14 protein-coding genes and 1 pseudogene are annotated in these 13256 nt (G+C 35.2%); 9 read left to right on the forward strand and 6 right to left on the reverse strand.

Translation table 11 applies throughout. From position 1 onward, the window contains the following. Window positions 1–39 precede the first annotated feature (39 nt). From EJF36_RS05175 to EJF36_RS05185, 3 genes are read left to right on the forward strand one after another with little or no spacing between them, the layout of a single operon-like run. Window positions 40–1401: a YheC/YheD family endospore coat-associated protein gene (locus tag EJF36_RS05175; protein ID WP_125905300.1), complete on the forward strand. Its 1362-nt coding sequence runs from the start codon at window positions 40–42 to the stop codon at window positions 1399–1401. Window positions 1402–1416: 15 nt separating this feature from the next. Next, entirely contained in the window at window positions 1417–2595 is a 1179-nt protein-coding gene (locus EJF36_RS05180; RefSeq protein WP_125905301.1) for a YheC/YheD family protein, read from the forward strand. Window positions 2596–2606: 11 nt separating this feature from the next. Beyond that, the gene (locus EJF36_RS05185; RefSeq protein ID WP_125905302.1) at window positions 2607–2795 is read left to right on the forward strand and encodes a hypothetical protein; all 189 of its coding nucleotides are present in this window, start codon (window positions 2607–2609) and stop codon (window positions 2793–2795) included. A 153-nt stretch (window positions 2796–2948) separates the two neighbouring features. On the opposite strand, the gene EJF36_RS21760 is transcribed toward EJF36_RS05185, so the two are convergent. Beyond that, on the reverse strand, window positions 2949–3248 hold the full coding sequence (locus EJF36_RS21760; protein WP_395940616.1) for a metal-sensing transcriptional repressor: 300 nt from the start codon (window positions 3246–3248) through the stop codon (window positions 2949–2951). Then, window positions 3222–3464: pseudogene (locus tag EJF36_RS21765) on the reverse strand (metal-sensitive transcriptional regulator); the annotation flags it as partial. The pseudogene EJF36_RS21765 and the gene EJF36_RS21760, both read right to left, overlap by 27 nt. A gap of 190 nt (window positions 3465–3654) precedes the next feature. Between EJF36_RS21765 and EJF36_RS05195 the strand changes: the two are divergent. Beyond that, on the forward strand, window positions 3655–4524 hold the full coding sequence (locus tag EJF36_RS05195) for a PucR family transcriptional regulator (protein WP_125905304.1): 870 nt from the start codon (window positions 3655–3657) through the stop codon (window positions 4522–4524). A gap of 124 nt (window positions 4525–4648) precedes the next feature. Next, window positions 4649–5746, forward strand: coding sequence for an ABC transporter ATP-binding protein (locus tag EJF36_RS05200; protein ID WP_125905305.1), 1098 nt, complete (start codon window positions 4649–4651; stop codon window positions 5744–5746). Between the two features lie 78 nt (window positions 5747–5824). Here EJF36_RS05200 and EJF36_RS05205 read toward each other — a convergent pair whose 3' ends face one another. Further along, window positions 5825–6058, reverse strand: a complete 234-nt coding sequence (locus tag EJF36_RS05205; protein WP_395940617.1) for a hypothetical protein — start codon at window positions 6056–6058, stop codon at window positions 5825–5827. 71 nt (window positions 6059–6129) lie between these two features. Continuing rightward, the gene (locus EJF36_RS05210) at window positions 6130–6324 is read right to left on the reverse strand and encodes an alpha/beta-type small acid-soluble spore protein (protein ID WP_125905307.1); all 195 of its coding nucleotides are present in this window, start codon (window positions 6322–6324) and stop codon (window positions 6130–6132) included. 438 nt (window positions 6325–6762) lie between these two features. Between EJF36_RS05210 and EJF36_RS05215 the strand changes: the two genes are divergently transcribed. The 4 genes from EJF36_RS05215 to EJF36_RS05230 all read left to right on the forward strand — a co-directional run bounded on the left by EJF36_RS05215 (window position 6763) and on the right by EJF36_RS05230 (window position 11616). Then, entirely contained in the window at window positions 6763–6978 is a 216-nt protein-coding gene (locus tag EJF36_RS05215) for an alpha/beta-type small acid-soluble spore protein (RefSeq protein ID WP_125905308.1), read from the forward strand. Between the two features lie 619 nt (window positions 6979–7597). After that, window positions 7598–8845, forward strand: a complete 1248-nt coding sequence (locus tag EJF36_RS05220) for a hemolysin family protein (RefSeq protein WP_125908268.1) — start codon at window positions 7598–7600, stop codon at window positions 8843–8845. A 332-nt stretch (window positions 8846–9177) separates the two neighbouring features. Further along, entirely contained in the window at window positions 9178–10677 is a 1500-nt protein-coding gene (locus tag EJF36_RS05225; protein WP_125905309.1) for a coproporphyrinogen III oxidase, read from the forward strand. 144 nt (window positions 10678–10821) lie between these two features. Next, window positions 10822–11616, forward strand: a complete 795-nt coding sequence (locus EJF36_RS05230) for an enoyl-CoA hydratase (RefSeq protein ID WP_125905310.1) — start codon at window positions 10822–10824, stop codon at window positions 11614–11616. Between the two features lie 63 nt (window positions 11617–11679). Here the strand turns inward: EJF36_RS05230 and EJF36_RS05235 are convergent, their stop codons facing one another. Together EJF36_RS05235 and EJF36_RS05240 are read right to left on the reverse strand one after the other, a co-directional pair. Continuing rightward, window positions 11680–12687 carry a DUF3231 family protein gene (locus tag EJF36_RS05235; RefSeq protein WP_125905311.1) on the reverse strand — a complete coding sequence of 336 codons (1008 nt, stop codon included), beginning with the start codon at window positions 12685–12687 and terminating at the stop codon, window positions 11680–11682. Window positions 12688–12927: 240 nt separating this feature from the next. Next, the gene (locus EJF36_RS05240; RefSeq protein ID WP_125905312.1) at window positions 12928–13113 is read right to left on the reverse strand and encodes a YhzD family protein; all 186 of its coding nucleotides are present in this window, start codon (window positions 13111–13113) and stop codon (window positions 12928–12930) included. Window positions 13114–13256: the final 143 nt, after the last annotated feature.

Here is a 13256-nt window from a genome sequence, read left to right on the forward strand (position 1 = left end):
GAAGGTGCTTGCTTACAGACAAAGGAAAGGGTTGAAAAAATGTATCGACTTAAATTTCACCAAAGTGAAAAGGAGACTGTTTTTTTACCTAGTAGCCTATATAACAATGAAATTACGCATATATCATTTGGTACACAGCAGCATAAGTGTAAAGTGATACGATATGACAGTGATGAAAAAAATACTATTCACATTAGTCGTGATGTTGCTGATATTTTGTTAATTCCACACGAAGCTTCAATCCGTGCATTTAAAAAAGATAACGTATTACACATCGGTCCGTTAATTGGTATTTTTACTGCTGGATTTACAGGGTCCATATTACGACCTGTTGGCGAACGATCGATTTTCTTTTCGAAGTTGTTATCAATGGCGAATAGTGTAGGGGTGTGTATTTTTGTATTTGGGGCTCATCAAATAAATTGGGATAATGCAACGATAGCAGGTTATTTTTTCACGAAAAAGGGTTGGGAACAATGTGAGGTACCATTCCCAAATGTTATATACGATCGCTTGCCAAATCGAAAAACAGAATCACATCCAGCCATTGCTCAAATTAAAAAAAGACTATCGAATGATTATCTTATCCCGATTTACAATCCAAAGTTTTTCAATAAAACCGAGATATATGAGTTGCTTGAACAGCATAATCAATTGTCACAATATACACCAAAGACTATTTCTCGACCATCATGGTTGGATATTGATCAGATGGTAAAACAATTTGGTCATGTGTTTGTCAAACCTGCAAATGGAAGCTTAGGTTTGGGTGTATTTCAAATATTGTATTCGGAGAAGGAGCAAGCGTATTATTGTCGCTATCGTGACGAGGAAGACAAAAACCGATTGCAACGATTTATGAACCTATCAACGTTAGCAGACTACTTATTTAAAGATAGAGATTTAGAATACTATGTTGTGCAACAGGGGATCTCTCTAATAAGGATGGATAAAAATCAGATTGATTTTCGTGTGCATACAAATCAAGATGAAAATGGTGTTTGGCATGTGGGTGCGATAGCTGCAAAGGTAGCAGGACGTGGCAGTGTAACGACACATATAAATAGTGGCGGGTCTGTTCACACATTAGAGGAAGTTATTGTAGAAAAAGATGAAGCTAAGCGTATAAACATGAAGATTGAAGAGGCAGTATTAGCAATAAGTGAATATTTAAGTGAAAAAATGAATGGCTTAGTAGGGGAAATTGGCTTTGATATAGGCGTTGATAGAGAAGGCCGCATTTGGTTATTTGAAGCCAATGCTAAGCCAGGTCGTTCCATATTCCATCACCCGAAACTGCATGAAGCAGATAAATTTACGAGACGCCTTACGCTAGAATACGCCATTTATGTTATGAAGCAGTCTATTTATAATCCAGAAAAAATATATTCACTTGTTTAAGTGAGGAGGGTGACGATGAAGGTATATTACGATTTAACTAGATGTGAATGGTACCAAACGGAAGTAAGCGACATACAATTGTATTTAGGGCATTCTAGGATACCTGTTCCGTATCGTTCACAATCATCGTCACCTTCTTTGTCATGGAATGTCATGGTACATGAGAATCGACTTGGACCCGTCATTGCCATTGTAGCTGCCCCCTACAAACAAAATTCTTTTAGTGGGAACGGGGCATTTTTCAAAAAAATTATGAATCAATTCAACGGAATTGTTATAGTCATGACAGATTTAAGCTTGCGGGGTAACACAATCAAATCATTTGTATATTGGTTTGATGCACAGGCCTGGGTTCATGTAGAGGCGCCGTGGCCAGATGTCATGTATAACCGAATACCACGTTTAAAGCAAATAGAGCTGCCAGACAAGTATCCAATTCCAGTATTTAATCGTACCTTTTTTAAAAAATATGAAGTTTATAAACGGTTATATGCGTTTCCAAGGTTGAGAGATTATTTGCCAGAAACCCGACTGTTAAATGACATGACTGCAAAGGATATATTATCTTTTATGCAACAGCATAAACGAGTTTACATTAAGGCCAATGATGGGAGTCAAGGTAAGGGGACGTTAGTTGTAAAACTGTTAGAATCAGGTCATGTACAGATGAGGACGGTAAAAGGAGAAAATAAAGTTTTAGTGATGGAGGATTTTAAGAATGTAGTGCTGCCGTTGCTAAAAAAACAACAGGAATGGGTCGTGCAACAAGCAATCGAACCTGATAGGATAGATGACCTTCGTTATGATTTACGTATATTAGCGCATTTAACAGATGATGCTTCACATAGCATAACAGGTATTGGTATAAGAGCAGCTCCGATAGATGCCGTTGTGACACATGTGCCGAATGGTGGCCAGCTTTTGAACTTTGAAAAAGTTAAAACAAGGATAAATACTCGGGAGCTCGATAACATAATTGCCACGTGTGGTGAGGCGTTATCTTATCAGTATGGGTTAATAGGAGAGTTTAGTGTAGATATGACACTATCAAACACAAATAACATTTGCATTTTTGAAGCAAATGCAAGACCTATGAAGTTCGACGAGCGTGATATAGAAAAAAAAAGGTTAAAAAACTTACAACGTGTTTGTTATCAATTAGCTGAATTCCCTCCACCAAATGAAGCAAACTAATAAGGGAAGGGATGTGGTTAATATTGAAACGAGATAAAAATACGGACGTTTTGTATGAAGGTCGTAAAGAAAACTATGTAGATGTTGATCGTATGATAAATGAAGGGTTAGCAGGTGGCTCCGTTCATGTTTCAAATGGTAAATCTAACATTGAGGAAAATATACATTTGCCTAAAGAAGAGCCGCCATATGAAAAATAGTTCAACATGGTAAATAAAACACGCGAAACGTAGAATGGACTTTTGGAGCAATTTTTTAGGACACATGGCAATCGCCTCTGGAAGTCCTGACTTTCAGAGGCGATTACTTTCGGCTTGTCGTCGTTAGACGGGCGCTTTTACTATTATTTATGTTTATCGGCTTTTTACAATCATAGCAATTGCTTCTTCGATAACTGCATCTGATTGTTTATCAGTGTGCAGCATACATTCTTGTAAGTTTTTTGTTACCATATAACTAATAAGTTGATCTACTGAAGCGCGTGTACTAGCTAATACAGACACAACTTGACGACATTCTGTTTGTGAGTTCATGATACTTAAAACGTAGGCAACCTGTTGTTCTATAAAAGCAAGCTGCTCTGAGACATCACCAAGCTCCTCAACTGACTTTGAAGGTTGATGACTAACTAAAAATCCTACGGCTTCTTTTATAATTGTGTTGGGATCGTTTACAGCTTCTTCACTTATACATGCTTCTAAGTTTTTGGCAACAATATAGCCGTTTGCGCGATCAAGTGCAGAGCGAACTGCTGATAGTTGTGTAACAGTATCTTTACAGCCTTTATCTTCTTCAATCATGCGAACAACGCCTCTTATTTGACCCTCAATTCGCTTGAGACGATTCTTCATTGTTTGTGTGTATTCCATTTAAACCATACTCCATTCTAAAAGCAGTTTATTTATAGTTTACCCCGTGTCCTATATTATACCTTATTTAACCGATGAATTTGTAGTGAATTGACGAATTTTTTCGTAAAGGAGAGAATGATATAATAAAACCATAAAGTGAATCAGAATCATTCATTGAAATTTTTTCGTCAAAGGAGAACAAATATCCATGCTAGAAAAGCTTAAAAATATTTTTTCAGATCAAATTATACATGAATCAAAACCGGGGTACAGTTGGTTTATCACCAATGCTGGTGAAGCATTTGCAATTCATATTGAAAGTTTATCAGAAAAAGAACGGGAATTATTGTCACTATTGTGTCAACCTCTTGAACATGAATATGATTTTTCAATTCAGCAACAAAAATGGACAAACATATTATATAAGCAATCGCTAGATGAGCTCTCAAACTATCTTGGGAAAGCATACAGATTTACGTTTTTTCAAGCTAGTGATGATATAGGTGATAAATATGCCTTTACGGAAGCTGTAAAAGGAACATTTGCAGGAGATGTTACAATCATATGGGAAGATTCTTTAAGCGGTTTTATTATTGAAATAGACGCTATTGAGTCTGTTGATCTTACACAATTAATTGATATGTTAGAAAGTGATTTTTACTTAACATTCAGTTTTTTAAATGGCTTGCAACGAACCGTTACACAATCTATTGCGATAGAATTTCAGTGGGAAAGAGCTTGCTTTACAAAAGTAAAATCGTTTTTTGCACATTCTAAAGTGATGAGTATGGAGTTGGCATATACATACTTATTAGTAGATAGTGCCAATATAGAGGAAACAACACATTTTATACAAGAGCATATATTTACTGACAAAGAATTATTAACTTCTATAAAAACATATATAGATTGCAACTTAAATGTAAGTTTAGCTGCGAAAAAATTATTTTTACATCGTAATACGATGCAATACAGAATTGATAAATTTGTGGACCGGACAGGGATTGATATCAAGAACTTTGAAGGTGCTGCAGCAGTATATTTAGCTATACTTCAACATGAAGTCATACAAGGATAATGAAAATGCTTTCAACATTTGTTACAAATACCTATCAATATTTTTGTGCAGGTTGTACATTTACGAAATTACACAAAAACGAGTACACTAAGAATGTGAAAACGCTTTAAGGAGGCAATTAAAAATGGCAGAATTAAAACTTGAGAATATTTATAAAATTTATGATAACAAGGTAACAGCAGTTTCGGACTTCAACCTCCACATTGAAGATAAAGAATTTATCGTATTCGTAGGACCATCTGGTTGTGGTAAATCTACAACTTTACGTATGATCGCAGGATTAGAAGAAATTTCAAAAGGTGATTTTTCTATCGGCGGCAAGCGTATGAACGATGTTGCTCCAAAAGATCGTGACATCGCGATGGTATTCCAGAACTACGCTTTATATCCACATATGTCAGTGTATGACAACATGGCATTTGGTCTTAAGCTTCGTAAAACACCGAAAGATGAAATTGATCGTCGTGTTAAAGAAGCTGCAAGAATTCTTGGTCTAGAACAATACTTAGATCGTAAGCCAAAGGCTTTATCTGGTGGTCAGCGTCAACGTGTTGCGTTAGGTCGTGCTATCGTTCGTGATGCTAAAGTATTCTTAATGGATGAGCCTTTATCAAACCTTGATGCTAAGCTTCGTGTACAAATGCGTGCTGAAATTGCAAAGCTTCATGCTCGCTTAAATACAACTACTATATACGTAACACATGACCAAACAGAAGCGATGACAATGGCTACTCGTATCGTAGTTATGAAAGACGGTTTTATCCAACAAGTTGGCTCACCAAAAGAAATCTATGATAAGCCAGACAACGTATTCGTTGGTGGATTCATCGGCTCTCCAGCTATGAACTTCTTCACTGGTACGTTACGTGATGGTCATTTCGAAATTAATGAAGCAAAAGTATCTGTTCCTGAAGGTAAAATGAAACTTCTTCGTGATCAAGGTTATGTAAACAAAGAAGTAATTCTTGGTGTACGTCCTGAAGACATTCACGATGAGCCAGTGTTCATTGATGCTAATCCAGGTTCAGTAGTGGACGCACACATTGAAGTAGCAGAATTAATGGGTGCTGAAACAATGTTATATTCTGAAGTCGGTGGTCAAGAATTCGTAGCTCGTGTTGATTCACGCACTGATGTTAAGCGTGGTCAAATATTAAAGCTTGCATTTGACATGAATAAGTGTCACTTCTTTGACAAAGATTCAGAAGAAAGAATTCGCTAACATCCCCCTAATATATAGATTTTGAACCCGTCTTTTTTAAAAGGCGGGTTATTTTTTTGTCTATTTCCCTTTTTTATATCACTCGTGAATAAGATGTATAGTCTCTTTTTTACATTTGCTACAGTAAAATAAATGTGCACAAAGGTTTTCTTTGTATGTATCCACGAAACCATCAACCATCTTCATCCCATCAATATCCATATAAGCACTATATTCATCAAAATAATCAATAATTCTTCCATGATCCTCAAGTACCTGACCACATGAGCATGTCACTTGTAATGTAGAAAATCCGTTACATAAAGGACACATAGACACAGTACAACTCCTCCTTTTCCCTTTATTTTAAAAAAACGGGATGGTTACCCATCCCGTTGTATATACTATTGCTGCTGATAACCGCTCAGCTGCTTTTCAGCCATTTGGACTAAACGTTTTGTCATCTCTCCGCCTACTGATCCATTGGCACGAGCAGTCGTATCAGGTCCAAGCGTGACTCCAAATTCTTGAGCAATTTCATGCTTCATCTGATCAAGTGCTGCATCTGCTTGAGGAACAAGTAATTTATTTGAACCCATCGTTAAGCACCTCCATCGCTTGGTACATTCATATTATTTACGTTTGTACAGCTATTATGATTGTTGATTTTATGAAAAATTGACGCTAATCACCAATTAGTCAAATAGGTAGCTTTATGTGAGAATAATTTACCAGCTTTTATTTTGAATTAAATTATTGTTTTCCACCATAATACGTAGTAACAAAGCAACACAAAAAAACAAAGCAAAGTTTATAAATAAACCAACCAAGTTCAGCAACTAACTAACAAATTCTTAACCAAGAATTAACAAGCATAAAAACATAGCGACAGTCAAACAATAATTCATGAAAACACAACATATCAACTTAATCACTGGGTTAAGCCATGAAGAAGGCATCGGTTGACTAACCGATTGTTGGTGCAAATCCAACTAACCCAACCAAAACAAAAATTATTAAGAGGAGATGTTTAATTTATGGCACAACAAAACGCTTCAAACAACACTAACCAATTACTAGTAGCAGGAGCTGCTCAAGCTATCGATCAAATGAAATATGAAATCGCTTCTGAATTCGGTGTTAACTTAGGTCCAGATACAACTGCACGCGCTAACGGTTCTGTAGGTGGAGAAATCACTAAGCGCTTAGTATCTATGGCTCAACAACAAATCTCTGGTTACCAAGGTCAATAATAAAAACTAAATATAAATGGCTATAAGCCCCAAGCATCTTGCTTGGGGCTTTTTAAAACGGCAGTATGGGGACGGTTCTCATACTGCCTTCTTCGAAAAAGCTCATACTCATAAACCAAATCGTGTGTAATTTGCGAACCACAAACATAATTTATTGAATTATCTTTGTTTACACCAGTTTCGCGCCATCTGCTTCCGATTTGCACCCGCTCTCGAAGGTATGAAACAGAATAATGTCATGAAATTGTCAAAAAAACTGTGATATAGCATGACTATTTTATGATAGTTTTTTCATAGGGGAGTCTACATAAAGGGAGGCATTCGTTATGGAGCTATTATCAGTTACAATTTTTATCACTTCATTTTTAACTCTTTCTTTATTAGTTGGATATATTTTATTAGAGTCTTAATAGCAACAAAATACCCGCCATTTGGCGGGATTTTTTATATAATTCAATCTGTCTTATTTTCTTATGCGTGAATTTTAATTTTCTTATTTTTATAAATCTGCTATTATTATTTATATGTGTGAAATATATCTTTCTCACATAGCATAAAATATAAAAAAAGTTGAACGTAGGAGAGTGAACCTTCTTTGAGTAGTGACCTGCCACTGAGTATGTTGGCCTTATTGTTGTTTCTTATTTTTTTATCAGCATTTTTCTCATCATCTGAAACAGCATTTTCAAGTGTTAACAAAATCAGGCTTAGAAACTATGTTGATGAGAACCGTCGGGGTAGTAAAAAAGCCTTATATATTGCCGAGAACTTTGATACAGCCTTATCAACAATTCTTGTCGGAAACAATATTGTAAATATCGCAGCTGCTTCTATATCAGCCAAAGTAGCGGTAGATATGTTTGGCGAATCGGGACTTATCTATAGTACTGTCATTATGACCATCTTAGTCCTTATCTTTGGCGAAATATTGCCGAAGTCGTTTGCAAAAGAAAAAGCAGAAGAATTTACTTTAGCTATTTCTGGGATTATGATGTTCCTTATAAAGGCACTGTACCCCATAACAACAATATTTTTAAAAATTAAACAGTTAGCAAGTAAGTTAATAAAAAGTGATTCTGAAACACCTTCTGTAACAGAAGAAGAAATTAAAGTTATGATTGATTTAAGCGAAGAAGAAGGCGTCATTGATAACAAGGAAAAGGAATTAGTTCATCGCTCATTAGACTTCAATGATATATTGGTGGGTGAAATATTAACGCCACGTATTGATATGATTTCAGTGGATGTAAACCAATCAATAGAAGAAATATTACAAATTTTCCTTGAAGAGCGCTATTCACGTATTCCTGTTTATGAAGATAGCATAGACAATATTATAGGTATTCTGTCAGAGCGTGAATTCTTGAGTCACTTAGTTCAAAACAAAGACTTTGAAATTCGAAGCTTGTTACGAAATCCGTTTTTTGTTGTTGAGTCGTTAAAAATTTCAACACTATTACCAGAACTGCAAAAACATAAAATTCATATGGCCATAGTGGTTGATGAATTTGGTGGCACGTCTGGGCTAATTACATTAGAGGATATTTTAGAAGAGATTGTCGGCGAAATCTGGGATGAACACGATGACGCTGTTAAAATATTTACAAAAATAGATGACCATTTGTATGAATTTAATGCCGAATTACCTCTTGATGATTTTTCAGAGCTTATGCACCTTGAAGAATTAGAAAGCTCTTCACATACATTAGGAGGATGGATTTTGGAATTACTTGAAAGAATTCCCGAAAATGGCGAGACTCTCGATTATCAGCATTTATCAATAACGGTTGACTCTGTTGAAAATCGAAGAATTCGTAAAGTAAGGGTTTATATTAATGAAAAAGAGCTAATTGCTGAGAATATGTAATATGCTTAAAAAAAGCTACCATGGTTATAAATGGTAGCTTTTGTTTGTGGAATTAACTTGGTTAAGTACTTAATCGTATCATAGTCCTTGGGACTTTTTGTGTATAATCGAATTATTTCATGCAAAAGGAAAATATAAAATTTTCAGTTTAACGGTAAGAGTTTCATGTACCATTATTTATAGAGGTGTTGTTTACTGGATGTAACATAGTCCAATCAACTCACTACCATCTATTTATATGAAAGTACACGGAAAATTTTTTATGTTGCGTGTTAACGTGACGATTAGTACACTAAAAAAGAGCTTTAACAAGATGAAAAAGGTGAAAATGTGTGAAGAATATTAAAATTACCGGTATTACGGAAGAACGATTGATTAGACCTTTTCAGCTTATTGCTGATCTGTTTTTTGAAAATAGTACGGTATCATATGAACTTACAGATGAAGATTTCATCGTTGACTTCAAAATGGAGCTAAATGACACTCAATGTTGTGTGCAAGGTACATTGCTTGATGTCCTAATCAATACTAAGTATAAGACTGAGTACTCTGAACAACGCAACTGCGAATTGAGCGAAAAAGCTTTAAAAAAATTGACGAAAAGAGTTTTAATTCGTGTTTTTTTACAACTTTTCGAGCAAGCAACCTCTATAAAACAAAATTGGGGTGTGTTAACAGGGATTCGACCAACAAAACTCGTTCATAAAAGGAAGAGGCAAGGACATTCAACCGAAGACATTCGTCAAGAATTAAAAGAGATATACGGTATACGTGATAAAAAAATCACTTTGATGGAGCAAATTGTGGATAGGCAATTACAGGTTATACCAGACTTGTATAACTTAGATAACGAAGTAAGTATCTATATTGGTATCCCTTATTGTCCTACAAAGTGTGCCTATTGTACATTTCCAGCATATGCGATACAAGGGCGACAAGGTGCTGTTGACTCCTTTTTAGCAGGGCTTCATTATGAAATACAGGAAATAGGTGCCTTTTTAAAAAAGCACAATAAAAAAATTACGACGATTTACTTTGGCGGTGGAACTCCTACTAGTATTTCAGCAGAAGAAATGGATACACTTTATGAAATAATGTATGAGTCTTTTCCACACATGGAAAGTGTTAGGGAAGTAACGGTAGAGGCGGGTAGACCTGACACAATTACGGTAGACAAACTTAATGTACTAAAAAAATATAATATTGATCGAATTAGTATAAATCCACAATCATATATTCAAGAGACATTAAAAGCAATTGGTCGTCATCATACTGTTGAAGAAACTGTTGATAAGTTTACACTTGCTCGTCAAATGGAAATGAACAATATTAATATGGATTTAATTATTGGTCTGCCAGGCGAAGGATTAACTGAATTTGATTATTCTCTAGCAGAAACAGCTAAGCTTATGCCTGAGTCACTTACTGTTCATACTCTCTCTTTTAAAAGGGCATCTGAGATGACGAAAAATAAGGATAAATATAAAGTAGCAGACCGAGATGAAATTACGCAAATGATGGAACGTGCGGAGAAATGGACAGAACAACATGGCTATCTTCCTTACTATTTGTATCGCCAAAAGAATATTCTTGGAAACTTAGAGAATGTCGGTTATTCACTTCCAGGAAAAGAAAGCTTATATAACATTCTTATAATCGAAGAAATGCAAACAATTATTGGATTAGGTTGTGGGGCATCGAGTAAGTTTATTGATTCAACAACAGGAAAAATCATTCGCCAAGCTAATCCAAAAGAACCAAAAGCATATAATCTGGGCTTCGTGTCGTACACGGAAGAAAAGATAAAAATTTTAGAGACATTATTCTCCTAAAGCTGTTCTTATTTGAACAGCTTTTTGTAAAAATTTACGCAAATGAAAAAATAGTGTGAACATACTGGAAATTTGTTAAAAATTCCGAAATAAACTTGTATAATATAATTGGGAGAAAAATGGAATAAGGGGAGGAATCGTATAGTGTTCATTCACGGAACTACTGATACAGTGTTGCTTAAAGTCTCTGGTAGAGTTGCAAGGCTTGAGTTAAACCGCCCAGATCAATATAACGCTTTAGATCCTGAAATGATTAGGGCAATTACGGTTGCACTGAAAGAAGTTGCTCATATGGATGAGACAGATGTGTTAGTGATTGCTGGGAATGGGAAAGGCTTTTGTGCAGGTGGAGACATAAAAAGTATGTTAGCAAAGGAAGTAAACGATTCCTTTTTTCAAGTAATGGATTTAATTAACGAGATGGTTATAAATCTATACTGTTCACCTAAATTAACAATTAGTGAAGTTCATGGTGCAGCAGCAGGCTTAGGCTTTAGTCTTGCGCTTGCAAGCGATTACATCATAGCCGATGAATCTACACGGCTTGCCATGAACTTTATTGGTATTGGTTTAATACCGGATGGTGGAGCGCACTTCTTTTTAAACCGTAGATTAGGGGAGCATAAGACAAAACGCCTTATTTGGGAAGGTGAAAAATTAACAGCTCGTGAAGCATATAATAGAGGACTTATCGATAAATTAGTAGAGGATGGAAATCTCCGTCGTGCTGTTGATGAAAAAGTAGAGGATTGGCTTAATAAACCATTACAAGCTATGATAAAAACAAAAAAGATACTGGCGGAAGTCAATCGCCCAGAGCTGTTAAAGGTACTAGAACTTGAAAAACATGGGCAATACAAAATGAGACAAACACATGATCACCGTGAAGGAGTATCGGCATTTATAGAGAAAAGAATGCCGAACTTTAAAGGAGAGTAACAAACAAATATGACAATGGCGTGTATCCTTGGTATAGGAGCACGCCATTTTATGTTGAACTCTTCACTTTTCTTGGTCTATAAGCTTATTTCTATCTATCGATTGTGGAGGTTGCTCAAGCCAGCTGCGTTCAATCAATAAATCTAGTCCATCCTCTGAGTACGTTAAAAGATCAGGTAATAGCCGAATATACCTTGAGGATAAATCCTTTCTTGACGATCTAGATATTGCATGACCTAAATAATTAATGCCACTTGAGTTTAAGGAGTTAATAATATATAACATTAATTTATCGGAGAATGGAGCATCTGTTGAATCCGTAATTTCCATACTTACAGGTATATTCCCGTGAAAACCATCATCAAGAAGAATTTCGTTACTAAGAGAAATAATTTTCTCAGTTAGCTTTTTACCTTTTTTAAAATATTTTTTAATTTTCTCATCCTTAACAGTTTGTAAAAAAGCAGTTAATAGGATAGAGCCAAAATAGTTTTGCTCAATTTGAAAGAAGAGTTCCGTTAGCTCTAAAACATTTAATGGTCTTTTGCTACCAATAATATGACCTACATAAGCTTTGTCAGAAACAAAGGCGACTTCTTTTGGATAAGATATTTTTGGAGGTCTATCATATATCCCCTTGGAAAGCATCAAATTCAGTGCTTTTTGATATAAATTTTTTGAGTCAACAATACACTCACTAAAAAAATTCACAATATCTAAACGTGCAACAGTTGAGGTAATGTTCCCGTATGTTGGCATGCTTATCCGGCTCAAGCCATATATAAAAGACAGAGCAAATAAATCATAAAACAGTGGTGGGGTAGATAATGAATAATCCTTTTCTGAAAAGGCATTAGGAACTGGGAATTGTTCTTTCTCAAAAATTTGGTTAATACGGTCTATATGTCTTTGTGATACAGATAGTGTGTCTTTTACAATGGAAAGGATCTCTTTATCTTTTGTATGATGCTTGAAATATTGTAAAAAGCAAATTGTTGCGCTGTCTTGTATGTATGTCGTCCAAAGCCCACCAATTTCCGTTGAGGTAAGTCTAATATTCTGGGTATCCACAAAGAAACCTCCATATAAATTTTGATATTGTTATCTTTTGTAATATTAATGAAAACATGTAAAAAAATTAAAGACTTAACCTTTAAGAAGGCTTTTGGGTAAAACGGTTGAGTTTCTATTAGTTGGACTGGTGCTTGTCTCATTTTGTAAGTCGTACCAATAGAGAAAAGTAATAGTTAAACAAAAAAAATTCACGCGCAACATGTACGCGTAAATTTATCGGTTAAAGCTATATTCCTGTTATCTGTGAAATAAAATCAAAGCACCACTTGACGAAATGCAACGATGAGTGTGTTGATCATATTGTTTTTCCTTTAATAAATCTTCTCCGACTTGTTTTGCATCTCTGTCACTAGTAGCTTCGAAAGCCTCATCAAGAAGTTTTTCTCCATCCTTTGCGTATACCGTAATAAAATATGTGGCCATTTCGTATTCCCCCTCTTTACGTTAAAAAATAATAAATTAATTTTTCAGAAAAAACTTTTAACTATATTTTAATAAAAAATGGAAAAAAAGTGAATCATTTAGCAATCTGAATCGTTTAATATAAAGAAAGAAAAGGAGAGGTG

The organism is Bacillus sp. HMF5848, from assembly GCF_003944835.1.
GTDB lineage: Bacteria > Bacillota > Bacilli > Bacillales > HMF5848 > HMF5848.

Excerpts from the sequence above, each read along its gene's own strand:
- EJF36_RS05175 (WP_125905300.1), top strand. The coding sequence starts at position 40 with ATGTATCGACTTAAATTTCACCAAAGTGAAAAGGAGACTGTTTTTTTA.
- EJF36_RS05180 (WP_125905301.1), top strand. The coding sequence starts at position 1,417 with ATGAAGGTATATTACGATTTAACTAGATGTGAATGGTACCAAACGGAA.
- EJF36_RS05185 (WP_125905302.1), top strand. The coding sequence starts at position 2,607 with ATGTGGTTAATATTGAAACGAGATAAAAATACGGACGTTTTGTATGAA.
- EJF36_RS05195 (WP_125905304.1), top strand. The coding sequence starts at position 3,655 with ATGCTAGAAAAGCTTAAAAATATTTTTTCAGATCAAATTATACATGAA.
- EJF36_RS05200 (WP_125905305.1), top strand. The coding sequence starts at position 4,649 with ATGGCAGAATTAAAACTTGAGAATATTTATAAAATTTATGATAACAAG.
- EJF36_RS05205 (WP_395940617.1), bottom strand. The coding sequence starts at position 6,058 with ATGTGTCCTTTATGTAACGGATTTTCTACATTACAAGTGACATGCTCA.
- EJF36_RS05210 (WP_125905307.1), bottom strand. The coding sequence starts at position 6,324 with ATGGGTTCAAATAAATTACTTGTTCCTCAAGCAGATGCAGCACTTGAT.
- EJF36_RS05215 (WP_125905308.1), top strand. The coding sequence starts at position 6,763 with ATGGCACAACAAAACGCTTCAAACAACACTAACCAATTACTAGTAGCA.
- EJF36_RS05220 (WP_125908268.1), top strand. The coding sequence starts at position 7,598 with ATGTTGGCCTTATTGTTGTTTCTTATTTTTTTATCAGCATTTTTCTCA.
- EJF36_RS05240 (WP_125905312.1), bottom strand. The coding sequence starts at position 13,113 with ATGGCCACATATTTTATTACGGTATACGCAAAGGATGGAGAAAAACTT.